The following is a 14,823-nucleotide window of genomic DNA, read 5'->3' as shown; positions in this document are numbered from 1 at the left end:
TGCGGCGTTCCTGTGTTTATTCACCGAAGTTTATGCACCGAACCCGAAGTTTATGCACCGAACCCGGGGTTTATGCACCGAACCCGGGGTTTATGCACCGAACCCGGAGTTTATTTACCGAACCGGGTTGGGAACCTGCCTCCGGGTGGAAGTAGGTGTTCCTCAGCTGCTCCCGGTCCGGATCCACATAGGCCGGAGGCCGAAACCAGGGAATGCCGGATTGCATCGACACCTGCCAGTTCCCCTGATGAATCAGGTGGTGGTGGAACGAGCACAGCAATGCTCCGTTATGGATACTGGTACCCCCGCCGCGCTCCCAGAAGGTGACGTGGTGTGCCTCCGTCCAAGGCCCGGGGACAGTACACCCCGGGAACGTACAGCCGCGGTCGCGCGCATGCAGGGCTTTGCGCAGGTGCGGAGGGAACAACCGTGTCGCTCTGCCTAAATCCAGCACCTGGCCCGCCGACCCCAACACTGCGGGGATCAGATCGGCATCGCACGCAAGCCTGCGTACCTCTTCTGCGCGGATTGGGCCGGAGAAGGTTGCTGCTCCAGGGATTGGGAAGGATTTGCAGGTGCCATCGGACGGAGGGGTGCCTTCCTCGGAACGGGTAGCTAGTCCTGCCACCAGTGCGTCATGGCTGATAGTCACCATCACCTGCGGGCGCAGACCGCCTGAAGCGGGCATCCCGCCGGTAGCGAGGCCAGCTCGGATTGCCCCCAAAAGTCCTTCCAGCAGTTGCTGAGGGCGGCTTGGTTCCGGCGGCCGCGAGGAAGTATCCGACGGCGTAATGCCGGCCGAAGGAACTTCGCGGGCAGCGACGCGGGGGTTCGCGCCGCCGTTCATCGCGGTTGTGAGGGCCTCATGCTGTTCGTCCGTGCAGTAGACGTGCAGATGGTTTAGGCCGTTCCTTCGACGGCCAGCGAATCCCTTGGAACCGTGCGAGTTCTTCCTCCCCGGGCGGGGTTTCCTGGTCGATGAGAGCGAGCCAATGCCGTGCAGTGCGGAGCAGAAAGTCATGATCCTGCTGGGCCCCGACCTCGACTAACTGCTTCTCCATGGAATCGAGCAGATCCGGCTGCAACCGTGGTTGCGCCTCTTCCAGGGACTGAACGATGAGTTCGACACCTGCTGCAGACAGGACACCATCGGCACATGACTCGGCGACTCTTGGAAAGGAAGGTGGCAGGGAACGGCCCGTGAGAGTGTTCGTGGGCAGAATCGCAGCGGCGAGACCCAGCCGGCGCTTCGCTTCGGCCCGCGAGATCCGCAGCCGGGCCCGAAGGAAATCGGCGGTACTGCGGAATTCGCGGAAGCGGCGTCTAGTGTTGGTGCCTTTTCCGCTCGCGGCTTGCTCGTCCGAAGAGACACCATAGGTGTCGGCCGGACGGTGCCGGTCGACCGTGCCGGCCACGACGACCTGCAGGTACTGCGTGATGCGTGACAGGTCTTCAATGACGGAAGCAGCTTCGACGGCCTCCTCGAGGTCCACAAGCTTCCAGTCATTGGCCATTGACTCGCTCAGCCCGCGAGCCGCCTCGAGCAGCGCCTCGGCGTCAGAAACCAGCTCCGTCCCGTGCACCGTGGAGGAGTGCGCCACTCGCACCGCCTGCTCCACCGGTTCCGCCGTCATGGAACCAGCCTCTCCTAAAGCGGCACAGCACACACCACGGTCCTCTGGCGGTGGGAACGAAGTTCCCGGCCCCGGAACAGAACGCCCCCCTGTGGAGGATTAGTCGCCGGCCGGGCGGACCTGTGGTCCTGCGGGCGGACCAGTGGTCCTGCACGCGGCCTGTCTTCGGAGCCCGCCCAGACAGCCTTCCTACGCGGCAGCGGCCGCAGCCCGCAGCTTGCGGTTGCGCCGGGGTCCGCCGATCATGTCGACGGTCAGCATCACGAGTGCCAGCCACACCAGCCCGAAGCCGGCCCACCGCTCCGGCGGCATGGCTTCCTTGAATACGGTCAGCGCGAGGATGAACTGCAGCGTGGGGGCCAGGTACTGCAGCAGTCCTACGGTGGAAAGCGGCAGCCGGCGGGCAGCGGCGCCGAAGAAGATCAGGGGGACGGCGGTGATGACGCCGGAAGCGATCAGCAGCCACATATGAGCCGGCCCGTTGGTGGTCAGCGTGGCGGCGCCGGATACCCCGAGCCAGATCATGACGGCGGCGGCAATCGGGGTCAGCACGGCGGTTTCAATGGTGAGGCTGGAAACGGCGTCGACCCGGGAGCCGATGCCTTTCTTGACCAGTCCGTAGAACCCGAAGCTGAACGCCAGGGCCAGGGCGATCCAAGGCATGTTTCCGTAGGCCAAGGCAAGCACCAGGACGGCAATGAAGCCCACGCCCATGGCCGCCCACTGCAGAGGGCGGAGCTTTTCCTTGAGCACCAGGACACCCAGCAGTACCGAAACCAGCGGGTTGATGAAGTAGCCCAGTGCCGCTTCAACGGCGTGTTCATTCAGGACGGCCCAGGAATAGGTCAGCCAATTCACGGCAATCAGCAGGGCAGCTCCACCCAGGGTGCCCACGATGCGCGGGTTGCGGCCGGCGGCGAGCATGGGCTTCCATGCCCGCATCACGGTCAGCAGGATGGCGCAGAACACCAGTGACCACACCACGCGGTTGGCCACGATCTCCACCGCTCCGGCGGGCTTGAGCACCATGAAGTACAGGGGAAGCAGCCCCCAGAGGCCATAGGCGGCAACACCAAACAGGATGCCGGGAAGATTCTCGCGGCCAGTCCCGGCAGAACCTGAGGAACCGGCAGAAACGTTAGTGCGGGCGGGTGCGGCGTCGGGCTCGGCGTTACGCACGCCGCGGAGGGCGGGGACAGGCTTGGAGAAAGGCACGTGGGCATCAACACACCAACCCCGGATCCTATTCCCACCTGCCTTTGGGCAACCGTTTAGACGGCGGGGAACCCGGCATTTAGAATAAATAACTGTGTGTTAATTGCGCACCTACGGATCTTTCGAAGAGAAGAAGGACTATCAGTGACTAACCCAGCCGCGGAGAGCCCCCAGCGTCCCTTGAGGGTCGCCATTATCGGTGCAGGCCCCGCCGGTGTTTACGCCGCCGACATCCTTACCAAGGCCGAGCGGGACTTTGAGGTCAGCATTGACCTTTTCGACCAGTACCCCGCCCCTTACGGCCTGATCCGCTACGGGGTGGCACCCGACCACCCGCGGATCAAGGGCATCGTCAACGCCCTGCACAAGGTGCTGGACCGCGGCGACATCCGCTTCCTCGGCAACGTCAACTACGGACGCGACCTGACGCTGACGGACTTCCGGCACTTCTATGACGCCATCATCTTCGCCACCGGCGCCATCAAGGACGCACCCCTGAACGTGCCCGGCGTCGAGCTGGAAGGCTCCTTCGGCGGAGCCGACTTCGTCTCCTGGTATGACGGGCACCCGGACGTTCCGCGTGAATGGCCGCTGGACGCGAAGGAAGTTGCCGTGATTGGCAACGGCAACGTAGCCCTCGATGTCGCGCGCATCCTTTCCAAGCACGCCGATGACCTGCTCACCACGGAGATCCCGGCGAACGTCTACGAGGGCCTGAAGAAGTCCCCGGTGACGGATGTGCACATCTTCGGACGCCGCGGCCCGGCGCAGGTGAAGTTCACGCCCCTGGAACTGCGCGAGCTTTCGCACTCACGCGACGTCGACATTGTGCTCTACCCCGAGGACTTTGAATTCGACGAGGGCTCTGATGAGCAGATCCGCACGAACAACCAGACCAAAACCATGGTCAACACCCTGACCAACTGGTTGGTGGAGGAGCAGGACACCGGCGCCTCCCGCCGCCTGCACCTGCACTTCCTGCACAGCCCCGTGGAGATTTACGACGACGCCGCGAACCCGGGCAAGGTTGCGGGCATGAAGTTCGAACGTACGGAACTGGACGGAACCGGCAACGTACGCGGCACCGGCGAGATTGTCGACTACCCCGTCCAGGCCGTCTACCGGGCCATCGGCTACTTTGGCTCCGAGCTGCCCGAGGTGGGCTACGACGAGCGCCGCGGCGTGATCCCGAACGAGGGCGGCCGCGTCATCAACGAAGACGGCACCCCCGTCCCGGGCATCTACACCACGGGTTGGATCAAGCGCGGCCCGGTGGGCCTGATCGGGCATACCAAGGGTGATGCGCTGGAGACCATCGGCTTCCTGCTCGAGGACCGGCTGAACCTTCCCGCCGCCTCGCACCCGGATCCCTCCTCCATCATCGAGCTGCTGGAGGAACGGGGCGTCAAGTACACCACCTGGGAGGGCTGGCTGAAGCTGGATGCCTACGAGCGCAGCCTCGGCGCCTCCTACATCCACCCGGATTCGACTGCTGCCGAACTCGTCCGCGAGCGCGTCAAGGTGGTTGACCGCGAGGAAATGACCCGCATCTCCCGCGGCGAATAAGCGAATCGCCGGCCCAGCCGGCCGCAAAGGAGGGCCGCAGTCCAGCCGGACTGCGGCCCTCCTTTGTCTATGCGCGTCCCTGTGCACTGCCAGACGACGACGGCGACGCCGGCCCCGCCCGCCAACCCGCCGGCCCCCGACGCCGCCGACGACGGCCCCGCATCCCCGCCCGACCGACGGCGACGGCGACGACGACGACGCCGGCCCCGCCCGCCCACGGCGACGTCGGACCCACGCCGACCGGCCGGAGCACAGGAATAAGTTACGCGGTGGAAACCAGTGGAGCCCGCCGGGCCCAGAAGGTACTCTTGCCACCATCCGGCCCGCGGGTTTCCTGCGGCGGTTCTCCCAATCAGAGTGGATAGGCGGAGCGGTGGATACTTCGGCTGGCGTCACCGGGCAGGAGTCCGCCCTGCACGCCCACGAGCAGCTGAGCCCGGGCCGCCCGGTACCCAGCCTCCTGCGCGAGCCAGTCCGCGAGTCATGGCAGCGTTCGCTCGGCTATTCCCGCAACCCCGATGTCGACACTCCTGTCCTGGCCTTTGAACCGGACGAACTGCGGGAGTACCGGAAGGCTCACCCGCTGCACGTGGTGATGCCCGTAATCCAGCGGCTCTTGGTGCAGCCTGCAGCGGACAGCGGGCTCCTGGTGGCGGTGGGGGACCAGCACAGCCGCCTGCTGTGGGTGGAGGGGGACGAGGACCTGCGCCGCCGCGCGGAGGGCATGTACTTCATGCCGGGCACCGACTGGTCCGAGCCGTCCATTGGTACCAGCGCCCCGGGCGCGGCACTAGCCGGCGGAACGGGCATCCAGATTGCCGGGGCCGAGCACTTCAACCGCAGGGTCCATTCCTTTAACTGCACTGCCGTTCCGGTCCGGGACCCGGACTCGGGGACGGTAATCGGCGTCGTGGATATTACCGGGGGCGTGGCCGCCGTAGCACCGCACACCCTGTCCCTGATTGAGGCCGCTGTGGACGCGGCCCAGTCGCACCTGCGGATCGAGCGGCTGGAAGCCCGTGAGCGCAGCCGCAGCGGGCGGCGGCTGCGCCGGCTCGAAACGGTCCGCGCTGGGTTGTACCGTGACAGCCTGCAGATCCTGGGCCGCGACCATGCCCTCCTGAACGTGGGCGGAGCGTCACTGCAGCTCAGCGGCCGGCACGCAGAACTGCTGACCCTGCTCGCGCTGAACCCGCAGGGGCTCACCGCACACGAGTTGGCCGCCATGGCGTATCCGGAGACCGCAGCGCCAGCCACGGTCCGGGCCGAGATGCTACGCCTGCGCGCCATGCTGGCGCGGTTCGCGGACGGTCCGCAGGGGCTCGTGCCCCAGTCCCGGCCCTACCGCCTGCCCCGGGAGCTGGTGGTAGATGCCCGGCAGGTACTCAGCTACCTCGAACACGGTGCCCACCGCCTGGCGCTGAACATTTATGCCGGTCCGGTGCTGCCGCGCTCCGAAGCTCCGGCTGTGTCCGGCCTCCGGGCCGAAGTGTCGTCGGTCCTGCGGGAAACCATGCTTTCGGACGCATCTCCGGACCTGCTTGCCCAGTACCTCAAGCTGGAGGAAGCGGAGGACGACGTCGAGGGCTGGGCTGTTCTGCTGCGCCTGCTGCCGCCGGACTCTCCGCGGAGGGCCGCCGTCGTCGCCCGCTTGGAGCGCCTGGACCGTGAACTGGGGCTGGACCGTGAACTGGGGCTGAACCGTGAGCCGGGGCTGAACCGTGAACGGGGCGTTCCCCGGCCGGGCCCGCTTGGGGGCCGGCCATGGGGGAGATCCGCAGGCTCGTCAGCCCGGCAATACCAGGCCCGAACGTAACTGGAAGCGCGCCTATGCAACGTACATGCAACGTTGTGCTGCCTACCCTCAAAATATCCGCAGGCGGCCCGCTACGCCCCTGTGACCAGCACGCGGCCGCCGTCCAACGGTTGACCGCACGGAAGAGGGAGCTCAACGATGAGTGTTTATGCCCAGCCAGGCACCGAAGGCGCCAAAGTCACCTTCAAACCGCGCTACGAGAACTGGATCGGCGGGGAATGGGTGGCCCCGGTCAAAGGCCAGTACTTCGAAAACGTTTCACCGGTCACCGGCAAGCCGTTCTGCGAAGTGGCTCGGGGAACCTCGGAGGACATCGATTTGGCCCTGGATGCGGCGCACAAGGCCGCCGGGGCATGGGGCAAGACGGCGGTGGCCGAGCGCGCGCTGGTCCTGAACCGGATTGCTGACCGGATCGAAGCCAACCTGGAAATGCTGGCCGTGGCCGAAACCTGGGACAACGGGAAGCCCGTCCGGGAAACCCTGGCGGCGGACCTGCCGCTGGCGGTGGACCACTTCCGCTACTTTGCCGGCGCCATCCGGGCCCAGGAAGGCTCGATCTCGCAGATCGACGACAACACCACCGCTTACCATTTCCATGAGCCCCTCGGTGTGGTGGGCCAGATCATCCCCTGGAATTTCCCCATCCTGATGGCCACCTGGAAGCTGGCTCCGGCGCTTGCCGCCGGCAACGCCGTCGTTCTCAAGCCCGCGGAACAGACCCCGGCGTCGATCATGGTGCTGATGGAACTTATTGCGGACCTGCTGCCGGCAGGGGTGCTGAACGTGGTCAACGGTTTCGGCGTGGAAGCGGGCAAGCCGCTGGCTTCCTCGAACCGGATCCGCAAAATCGCCTTCACGGGCGAGACCACCACCGGCCGGCTGATCATGCAGTACGCCAGCCAGAACCTCATTCCGGTCACCTTGGAACTGGGCGGCAAGAGCCCGAACATTTTCTTCTCCGACGTCGCGGCAGCCGATGATGCTTTCTACGACAAGGCGCTGGAGGGCTTCAACATGTTCGCCCTGAACCAGGGCGAGGTCTGCACCTGCCCCTCGCGGGCGCTGGTCCAGGACTCCATGTACGACTCCTTCATGGCCGACGCCCTGGCCCGCACTGCCCAGATGGTGCAGGGCAACCCGCTGGACACCAACACCATGGTCGGCGCGCAGGCCTCCAATGACCAGCTGGAGAAGATCCTCTCCTACCTGGACATCGGCCGGCAGGAGGGTGCGAAGGTCCTGGCCGGCGGCTCCCGGCGGATCCTGGACGGCGACCTGGCCGACGGGTTCTACGTTGAGCCCACGGTCTTTGAGGGCAGCAACAGCATGCGGATCTTCCAGGAGGAGATCTTCGGCCCGGTGGTGTCGGTGACCCGTTTCTCCGACTACGGGGAAGCGCTGGCCATCGCCAACGACACGCTGTACGGCCTGGGTGCCGGTGTATGGTCCCGGGACGGGAATACTGCCTACCGCGCGGGCCGGGATATCCAGGCCGGCCGGGTCTGGGTCAACAACTACCACGCCTATCCCGCCCACGCGGCCTTCGGCGGCTACAAGTCCTCCGGCATTGGGCGCGAAAACCACGCCATGATGCTGGACCACTACCAGCAGACCAAAAACCTGCTGGTCAGCTACGCCGAAAACAAGCAGGGCTTCTTCTAGGAACCTGCCGGGCCCGCCTACGCTGGGTTACGCCCTACCTCCGATCGGATTGAGGATTGAATGGCCAGCATGCAAGCAGCAGTAGTGAACCAACTGGGTGCAGGACTTTCCGTTGAGGATGTGGCAGTAATTGACCCGGGTCCGGGCCAGGCACTGGTCAAGCTCGTTGCCACCGGGGTCTGCCATACCGACCTGCACGCCGCGGACGGGGACTGGCCCGTCAAACCGACGCCGCCCTTCATCCCCGGGCATGAGGGCGTGGGGGAAGTGGTGAAGGTAGGCGAGGGGGTCACCGACCTGAAGCCCGGTGACATGGTGGGCAATGCCTGGCTCGCCTCAGCCTGCGGCGTATGCGAGTACTGCAGGACGGGGTGGGAGACGCTGTGCGAGAACCAGACGAACAGCGGCTACTCCGTGGACGGTTCCTTCGGCCAGTACATGCTGGTGGACGCCCGTTTCGCCGCGCGTATTCCGGAAGGAGCGGACCCGCAGGAAATCGCGCCCGTCCTCTGCGCCGGCGTCACGGTCTACAAGGGATTGAAGGTCAGCGAGGCGCGCCCGGGCCAATGGGTGGTCATCTCGGGGATCGGCGGCCTGGGCCACGTCGCCGTGCAGTACGCAAAAGCCATGGGACTGCGGGTTGCCGCCGTCGACATCAGCGACGACAAGCTGGAGCTCGCGCAGAAATACGGAGCCGAGGTGGTGGTGAACGCCAACACCGAGGACCCGGCAGCGGCAATCCAGGAAAAGGTCGGCGGTGCCCACGCGGTGCTGGTCACAGCGGTCCATCCGGCGGCCTTCGGGCAGGCCATCGGCATGGCCCGGCGTGGGGGAACCATCGTTTTTGTCGGGCTGCCCCCGGGTGACTTCCCGGCTCCGATCTTCGACATTGTGCTCAAGGGCCTGACCATCCGGGGATCCATAGTGGGCACCCGCCAGGACCTGGCCGAGGCGATCGACTTCTATGACCGCGGTCTGATCCATCCCAATATCAGCGTCCGCAACCTGGACGAGATTAATGCGGTGATGGACGAACTGCGTGCAGGCAGGGTCGATGGCCGGGTGGTGATCGGGTACTGATGGATGCCGCACCTGTCTCCACTCTGGACGCGGCGGCGGCGCTGCCCGGGGAAGATTTCTCCCGGGTGGCGCTCACCCCGCCGGCGCAGGAACTGCTGCGCATCCTGCGGCAACAGCACGGTCCGCTGATGTTCCACCAGTCCGGCGGCTGCTGCGACGGCTCCTCGCCCATGTGTTACCCGAAAGGGGAGTTCCTTACCGGGGACGCTGACGTGCTGCTGGGAGTCTTCGATCTGGACGGGGACGAACTGGAGTTCTGGATGTCGCGGGAACAGTTCGAATACTGGAAACACACCCACCTGACCGTGGATGTCGTGTCCGGGCGCGGCAGCGGATTCTCCGTGGAGGCCCCCGAAGGTAAACGGTTCCTCATCCGGTCCCGTCTGTTCAGCTAGCCGGCAAATAGTAAGCTGGCTGTTGAACCTGCCGTTTTGCACGGTAGGGTGCAGATGGACGGTACTTATCGAGGCCCAGTGAGGGCGGGAGAAGAGGAAGACCATGGTTAAGAAGTTTGTATTCCTGGCCGGCTTGGGTGCAGGCTACCTGGCCGGCTCCAAGGGCGGCCGCGAGAAGCTGATGAAGCTCTGGAACGATCCCAAGGTTCAGGACACCGTGTCCCACGGCACCGACTGGGCCAAGGAGAAGGCCCCGGGCCTGCAGGACAAGGTCACGGGCGCCGCTAAGGACGCTGCTTCCAAGGTCAAGGGCTCCTCAAGCGGGTCCGGATCCACTGCCGGCAGCAGCTCCAGCAGTACCGGAACCAGCAGCACCGGCTCCGCAGCAGGGTCCTCTGCGGCCGGAGCCAACGGTTCCTTCACCAACGGCGGCGAGCACAAGATGTCGCCGGCCGAGCCGCAGCCGGAGGCCTAGGCTCAGCTCCAAACGCAGCACAACGCAACGGATGGGCGGACGAAAGTCTGCCTGTCCGTTGCGTTTTGTGTATTCCGGAACCCGCAGGGTGCCGGGCACGTTGGGTAGGCGTGGGACGCGTGCGGATCCTCGGAACCGTCAGCCGCCAGCGAAAATTGCGCTGCGGAACCGGAAATGGGAATAGCGCGCAACGGTACGTCCGTTATGTTCGGCTAGTATCGAGTGCCCGGAAAGAACACAACAACGGATTTGGAGTGTGAGCCGAGAAAATGGCTACAGATTACGACGCACCGCGCAAGACTGAGGAAGATGCCGGCACTACCTCCTCCATCGAGGAACTCCAGGCCCGGCGAACCGACAAGCAGTCTGCCGTAGTTGACGTCGATGAAGCCGAAGCGGCCGAAGGATTCGAACTGCCCGGCGCTGACCTCTCCGGCGAAGAACTGCTGGTGCGGGTAGTGCCGCCCCAGGAAGACGAGTTCACGTGCAACTCCTGTTTCCTTGTCCGTCACCGCTCCCAGCTGGCCGTGGAAAAGAACGGCCTGGCCTACTGCAAGGACTGCGAGGGCTAAGCGCCTTCTCCCTGCCGCCGCACCTCCTCCGGTCCGGCGGCTGCCTGCTTTAACCGCGTGTTGGAAAGGGGGTGGCCGGGTAATGACAGGAACGACGACGGCGGTGCTGCTTGCCGCGGGTGCCGGCACCCGTTTGGGGCTGGGGCCGAAGGCGATGCTGCCGTTCCGTGGCCGACCCCTGATTGAACACCAGGTGCGGGTGCTGCGGGACGGCGGGTGCGCCACGGTACTGGCCGTGCTCGGCGCCGGCAGGGGAGACATCCTGGCCGCGGCCAGACTGCAGGACGCCCGCCCGGTGCTCAACCCCGACTGGCAGCGCGGCATGGGTACCAGCTACCGCAGCGGCGTTGCGGCAGCCCTGGCACTGTGTCCGGGGGCGGTGCTGGTGGCCCTGGTGGATCAGCCGGGCCTGACCGCCGCCGTCGTCGCCCGGCTCCTGGCCGCCGGGAGGCCAGGCCGGATCACCGCCGCGGGTTACCGTGATCCGGGATCGGACCGGCTGCGGCGCGGCCATCCGGTGCTGTTCGATGCGGCGCTGGCGGCCCGAAGCCTTGAACCCGGTGAAGCCGCTGATGACGGCGATGCAGGCGATACCGGAGCTCGGCACTTCCTGGCCGCCCATCCGGACCTGGTGGACTTAATTGACTGCTCGGACCTGGCCGACGGGCGGGACGTAGACAGCGAAGCGGACCTTGTCCTGTTAGACTGAAAACTTCGTAGGGGAGTATCCCGAAACGCAGATATCCGTCAACACGTGGAGCACCGACGCTCCGCCGGATTCCGCGGCCGCCCGCAAGGGTTGGCGGGAGAGACCTATGCTCCTTTGGCATACCCTACGAAAGCAGACATCTCATGACTGTTTCCCCCATGGTCTGGGGAGTGACCATTGTGGTCATCCTGGCCCTTCTGGCCTTTGATTACTTCTTCCACATCCGCAAGGCGCACATCCCCACCCTCAAGGAAGCGGCCATCTGGTCCTCCATCTACGTGGGCGTGGCGATAGTCTTCGGCATCATCGTGTTTGTCCTCGGCGGCAGCCAGATGGGTACGGAGTACTTCGCCGGGTACATCACCGAAAAGGCCCTGTCGGTGGACAACCTGTTTGTCTTCCTGATCATCATGGCGAGTTTCCGGGTGCCGCGTGAGGACCAGCAGAAGGTCCTGCTCTTCGGCATTGTCTTCTCGCTGATTGCCCGCACCGCCTTCATCTTCCTCGGCGCAGCACTGATCAATTCCTTCTCCTGGATCTTCTACCTCTTCGGCCTGATCCTGCTGATCACCGCCGGAAACCTGCTCAAGCCCGAAAGCACCGAGGGCGACGACGAAGCCAACAACTTCATCATCCGGCTGGCCCGGAAGATCTTCCACACCTCGGACTCCTACGACGGCGACAAGCTGTTCACCATGGAGAACGGCAAGCGTGTCCTGACGCCCATGCTGCTGGTCATGGTGGCCATCGGCGGTACCGACATCCTCTTCGCGCTGGACTCCATTCCGGCCATCTTCGGCCTGACCCAGAACGTCTACATTGTCTTCACCGCCACCGCGTTCTCCCTGATGGGACTTCGCCAGCTGTACTTCCTGATCGACGGCCTGCTGGACCGCCTGATCTACCTGACCTACGGCCTGGCCGCCATCCTGGCCTTCATCGGCGTCAAGCTTGTCCTGCACGCCCTGCATGAAAACACCCTGCCGTTCATCAACGGCGGCGAGCATGTACCGGTCATTGAAATCACCACCACACTGTCCCTTTCCGTCATCATCGGCGTGCTGGTGGTCACCGTCATCGGTTCCCTGGTCAGCCCGGCAGGCAAGGCCATGACGGCGGTCAACAACGCCCGCCGCCATGCCGACGCCTACCTGGACCTGTCCTACACTGCCGATCCGGCCGAGCGCGAGCGGGTGTACAAGGCACTGTGCGACGAAGAGCAGGACATCCTGAAGATGGACCTCAAGTACCGCGACAAGGTCAAGGACATCGGGGAGATCCGCGAAACCGTGGCCCGCGCTCACAGCGAGCACGAGCGCTACCTCTCCCGCTAGGAAACAGCACCAGCCCCGGCCCAACCCGCCTGGACGGCAACAACGCCCGGGCAGCGACACCGCTGCCCGGGCGTTGTTGTGCGGCTTCCCGGGGTTTCCGCAAGGCTCCGGGGCTTCTGCAAGGCTCCGGGGCTTCCCGGCGGCACTTCCGGTCCGGTTCAGCCTTCCCTGACGGTCCGTTCTAGCGGTCCGTTTCCTGGCGGTGCAGCCGCGGGATGCTGCCTGCCGCCGCCATCCGTCCACCCGCCCGGCGGACCGCCATCCCCAGGCAGACTCCGGACACCAGTCCGCCAAGCCCGCCCGCGGCCAGGTCCCCCATGGTGTCCCCGTAGCCCACATTGATACTCCTGTCGACAAAGGCGTTGCCCCACCATTCGCCCATCTCCCATAGGACACTCAGCGCCAGTCCCAGGGAGAGCACCAGCACGGGCACAACCAACGGCAGGGAGCGCGAGGGGCGGTGCGGACGGCGTACGGCCGGGACCGCGTTGAACTGGACCAGCAGGAAGTAGGACATGGCGGCAAGAACACCCGTGGCCGCGCAATGGATGGCCAGGTCCCACCAGGAGATGCGGGCATACAGGTCCGCCACGCTGCTCCATGCCGCCAGCAGCAGCACCAGGCCGTACGCCGTGTCGAATCCCGGAATCACGTCCAGGCTGCGGGCAACCAGCAGCCCCAGCAGCACCAGCAGGAACAGGGCGGTTTCCACCGGTCCCAGCAGCAGGAGTGCGCCGGCCACGCTGAGGATGCCCAGCGCACGCACCACGTCCGCAATGACTTCCCCGCGGGTCTCCGGCGGCCGGAGCAGTGCATCGATCATCCTCATACGGTAGCCCGGCCGCGGCTGCGGCAGGAGGGGGCGCGGGGATCCGCGAACCGGGACCACAGCCGCCCCACGCTAAACTCGGCCCCATGTCCACTGTGCTTCCGCCCGTTACCGTGGTGATCCCATGCCGCAATGATGCCGCGCTGCTGGAAGCCTGCCTGCAGTCACTGGCCGGACAGAGCCTCGCGCCGCGGGAAATCGTGGTGGTGGATAACAACAGCACCGATGCCAGCGCTGAAACGGCGCGCCGTTTCGGCGCCCGGGTGGTCTTTGAGCCGGTGCCCGGTATTCCGGCCGCGGCAAGCGCCGGGTACGACGCCGCGTCCGGCCCGCTCGGCGCGGACACAGTTGCGGCAGGTGCCGCAGCCGGCCCGGCGACGGTCCCGGAACCGGACCTGATTATTGCCCGATGTGACGCCGATTGCGTGCTTCCCCGGGATTGGGTGCAGAGAATAGCTGAATCGTTCGCCGCGGACCCGGCTTTGGAAGTGCTCAGCGGGCCCGGGGTGTTCTACGGAATGTCCCCGCGCACCGGACGGCTGGTTTCCCGCCTGTATCTGGGCTCCTACTACCTGGCCATGGGATCGGCCCTGGCCCACTGGCCGTTTTTCGGGTCCAACCTGGCTCTGCGGGCACGCACCTGGCAGGACGTCAGCGGGCAGGTGCACCGTGAGGATGCGCAGATGCACGACGACGTGTGCCTGAGCTTCCATTTGGGTCAGGGCCGCCGCTGCAGGCGGGACCGGAGCCTGGTTGTCGGGATGGCACCGCGGGCCGTACAGACCAGGGCCAACCTGGCCCTGCGGTTCCGCCGGGCCTTCCATACTCTCGTCTCCCACTGGCCGCAGGAATATCCGTGGGTGCGCTGGGGCAGGCGCTTTGCCCGGGGCTGAAAGGGCACGGAGGAAGACGGTTTGAGTGCCCTGAGAAGCGCGGAAGTCCGTTGCCGCCGTGCCTGGCGCGCAGGCCCGGGGAATCCCGTCTAGGGGTAGAGCAGGGGCAGCTGCAGCACGAGCCACGGGCTGAACGCCCAGGGGGTCAGCCGCACCGCATCAACCAGCGGCACGGGGTCAACCCACTGCCAGTCCATGACCTCGTCCTCCGCCGGCACCGGATCCGCGTCGGCAACCGCGGTGTAGACCGGGCAGATTTCATGCTCCACAATCCCGGAGGCGTCCACGGCGCGGTAGCGGAAATCCGGCAGGCGCAGGGTCAGATCACGGACCTGAAGGCCCAGTTCGCGCTCCGCCCGCCGGCGGACCGCGTCCTCGTTTGGTTCGCCGGGGCCGGGGTGGCCGCAGAACGAATTGGTCCACACTCCCGGCCAGGTCAGCTTGGACAGAGCTCGCCGGGTCACCAGCAGCTGGCCGCGGGTGTTGAACACGTGCGTGGAGAACGCCAGATGCAGTGGAGTGTCGGTGGTGTGCACCCCGGCCTTGTCCCGGGTGCCCAACGCATGGCCGTCATTGTCAACCAGAACCACCAGTTCTGCGCGGCCTGTCATTTCTTCCACTCGTCCCATACGTGTTTACTTTA

The 14,823-nt window shown here is 65.6% G+C and carries 15 protein-coding genes; 10 read left to right on the top strand and 5 right to left on the bottom strand.

Annotated features, from left to right (window positions below; all coding sequences use genetic code 11):
* Positions 1 to 70: 70 nt before the first annotated feature.
* The 3 genes from LJ754_RS17020 to rarD all read right to left on the bottom strand — a co-directional run bounded on the left by LJ754_RS17020 (position 71) and on the right by rarD (position 2,849).
* Positions 71 to 895 (bottom strand): DUF222 domain-containing protein, encoded by an 825-nt coding sequence (locus tag LJ754_RS17020; protein ID WP_442860300.1) that lies wholly within the window; start codon positions 893 to 895, stop codon positions 71 to 73.
* Positions 864 to 1,634, bottom strand: coding sequence for a DUF222 domain-containing protein (locus LJ754_RS16690; protein ID WP_231705919.1), 771 nt, complete (start codon positions 1,632 to 1,634; stop codon positions 864 to 866). The genes LJ754_RS17020 and LJ754_RS16690 overlap by 32 nt, the downstream gene beginning before the upstream one ends.
* 189 nt (positions 1,635 to 1,823) lie before the next feature.
* Positions 1,824 to 2,849: an EamA family transporter RarD gene (rarD, locus tag LJ754_RS02525; RefSeq protein ID WP_442860160.1), complete on the bottom strand. Its 1,026-nt coding sequence runs from the start codon at positions 2,847 to 2,849 to the stop codon at positions 1,824 to 1,826.
* Positions 2,850 to 2,993: 144 nt separating this feature from the next.
* Here rarD and LJ754_RS02520 point away from each other — a divergent pair, with 144 nt between their 5' ends.
* The 9 genes from LJ754_RS02520 to LJ754_RS02480 all read left to right on the top strand — a co-directional run bounded on the left by LJ754_RS02520 (position 2,994) and on the right by LJ754_RS02480 (position 12,458).
* Positions 2,994 to 4,415 (top strand): FAD-dependent oxidoreductase, encoded by a 1,422-nt coding sequence (locus LJ754_RS02520; RefSeq protein ID WP_227912716.1) that lies wholly within the window; start codon positions 2,994 to 2,996, stop codon positions 4,413 to 4,415.
* A gap of 373 nt (positions 4,416 to 4,788) precedes the next feature.
* The gene (locus tag LJ754_RS02515) at positions 4,789 to 6,231 is read left to right on the top strand and encodes a transcriptional regulator (RefSeq protein WP_227925182.1); all 1,443 of its coding nucleotides are present in this window, start codon (positions 4,789 to 4,791) and stop codon (positions 6,229 to 6,231) included.
* 138 nt (positions 6,232 to 6,369) lie between these two features.
* Positions 6,370 to 7,893, top strand: coding sequence for an acetaldehyde dehydrogenase ExaC (exaC, locus tag LJ754_RS02510; RefSeq protein ID WP_227925180.1), 1,524 nt, complete (start codon positions 6,370 to 6,372; stop codon positions 7,891 to 7,893).
* 60 nt (positions 7,894 to 7,953) lie between these two features.
* Complete coding sequence (gene adhP, locus LJ754_RS02505; protein WP_227925178.1) at positions 7,954 to 8,973, top strand: alcohol dehydrogenase AdhP; 1,020 nt, start codon at positions 7,954 to 7,956, stop codon at positions 8,971 to 8,973.
* Positions 8,973 to 9,368, top strand: coding sequence for a DUF779 domain-containing protein (locus LJ754_RS02500; protein WP_227925175.1), 396 nt, complete (start codon positions 8,973 to 8,975; stop codon positions 9,366 to 9,368). Before adhP ends, LJ754_RS02500 begins: the two co-directional genes overlap by 1 nt.
* 103 nt (positions 9,369 to 9,471) lie before the next feature.
* A complete protein-coding gene (locus LJ754_RS02495; RefSeq protein WP_227912720.1) occupies positions 9,472 to 9,843 on the top strand; it encodes a YtxH domain-containing protein in 372 nt (123 codons plus the stop codon).
* Between the two features lie 269 nt (positions 9,844 to 10,112).
* Positions 10,113 to 10,415 carry a DUF4193 domain-containing protein gene (locus LJ754_RS02490; protein WP_227912721.1) on the top strand — a complete coding sequence of 101 codons (303 nt, stop codon included), beginning with the start codon at positions 10,113 to 10,115 and terminating at the stop codon, positions 10,413 to 10,415.
* An 82-nt stretch (positions 10,416 to 10,497) separates the two neighbouring features.
* Positions 10,498 to 11,124, top strand: coding sequence for a nucleotidyltransferase family protein (locus LJ754_RS02485; RefSeq protein ID WP_227912722.1), 627 nt, complete (start codon positions 10,498 to 10,500; stop codon positions 11,122 to 11,124).
* A 143-nt stretch (positions 11,125 to 11,267) separates the two neighbouring features.
* Positions 11,268 to 12,458 (top strand): TerC family protein, encoded by a 1,191-nt coding sequence (locus tag LJ754_RS02480; protein ID WP_227912723.1) that lies wholly within the window; start codon positions 11,268 to 11,270, stop codon positions 12,456 to 12,458.
* A gap of 181 nt (positions 12,459 to 12,639) precedes the next feature.
* On the opposite strand, the gene LJ754_RS02475 is transcribed toward LJ754_RS02480, so the two are convergent.
* Positions 12,640 to 13,281 (bottom strand): hypothetical protein, encoded by a 642-nt coding sequence (locus LJ754_RS02475; RefSeq protein WP_227925174.1) that lies wholly within the window; start codon positions 13,279 to 13,281, stop codon positions 12,640 to 12,642.
* A 92-nt stretch (positions 13,282 to 13,373) separates the two neighbouring features.
* Between LJ754_RS02475 and LJ754_RS02470 the strand changes: the two genes are divergently transcribed.
* The gene (locus tag LJ754_RS02470) at positions 13,374 to 14,180 is read left to right on the top strand and encodes a glycosyltransferase family A protein (protein WP_227925173.1); all 807 of its coding nucleotides are present in this window, start codon (positions 13,374 to 13,376) and stop codon (positions 14,178 to 14,180) included.
* Positions 14,181 to 14,269: 89 nt separating this feature from the next.
* On the opposite strand, the gene idi is transcribed toward LJ754_RS02470, so the two are convergent.
* A complete protein-coding gene (gene idi / locus LJ754_RS02465; RefSeq protein ID WP_227912953.1) occupies positions 14,270 to 14,791 on the bottom strand; it encodes an isopentenyl-diphosphate Delta-isomerase in 522 nt (173 codons plus the stop codon).
* Between the last annotated feature and the right edge of the window lie 32 nt (positions 14,792 to 14,823).

This window comes from Arthrobacter sp. zg-Y40 (genome assembly GCF_020731535.1).
Taxonomy (GTDB): domain Bacteria; phylum Actinomycetota; class Actinomycetes; order Actinomycetales; family Micrococcaceae; genus Arthrobacter_B.
The sequence above is the reverse complement of the archived record's forward strand: the minus strand, read 5'-3'. Positions and strand labels throughout refer to the sequence as shown.

What these genes read in the sequence shown, in the direction of transcription:
- LJ754_RS16690 (WP_231705919.1), bottom strand. Translation starts at nt 1,634, where the DNA reads ATGACGGCGGAACCGGTGGAGCAGGCGGTGCGAGTGGCGCACTCCTCC.
- LJ754_RS02490 (WP_227912721.1), top strand. Translation starts at nt 10,113, where the DNA reads ATGGCTACAGATTACGACGCACCGCGCAAGACTGAGGAAGATGCCGGC.
- LJ754_RS02480 (WP_227912723.1), top strand. Translation starts at nt 11,268, where the DNA reads ATGACTGTTTCCCCCATGGTCTGGGGAGTGACCATTGTGGTCATCCTG.
- LJ754_RS02500 (WP_227925175.1), top strand. Translation starts at nt 8,973, where the DNA reads ATGGATGCCGCACCTGTCTCCACTCTGGACGCGGCGGCGGCGCTGCCC.
- adhP (WP_227925178.1), top strand. Translation starts at nt 7,954, where the DNA reads ATGGCCAGCATGCAAGCAGCAGTAGTGAACCAACTGGGTGCAGGACTT.
- LJ754_RS02475 (WP_227925174.1), bottom strand. Translation starts at nt 13,281, where the DNA reads ATGATCGATGCACTGCTCCGGCCGCCGGAGACCCGCGGGGAAGTCATT.
- LJ754_RS02470 (WP_227925173.1), top strand. Translation starts at nt 13,374, where the DNA reads ATGTCCACTGTGCTTCCGCCCGTTACCGTGGTGATCCCATGCCGCAAT.
- LJ754_RS02495 (WP_227912720.1), top strand. Translation starts at nt 9,472, where the DNA reads ATGGTTAAGAAGTTTGTATTCCTGGCCGGCTTGGGTGCAGGCTACCTG.
- exaC (WP_227925180.1), top strand. Translation starts at nt 6,370, where the DNA reads ATGAGTGTTTATGCCCAGCCAGGCACCGAAGGCGCCAAAGTCACCTTC.
- LJ754_RS02485 (WP_227912722.1), top strand. Translation starts at nt 10,498, where the DNA reads ATGACAGGAACGACGACGGCGGTGCTGCTTGCCGCGGGTGCCGGCACC.
- idi (WP_227912953.1), bottom strand. Translation starts at nt 14,791, where the DNA reads ATGACAGGCCGCGCAGAACTGGTGGTTCTGGTTGACAATGACGGCCAT.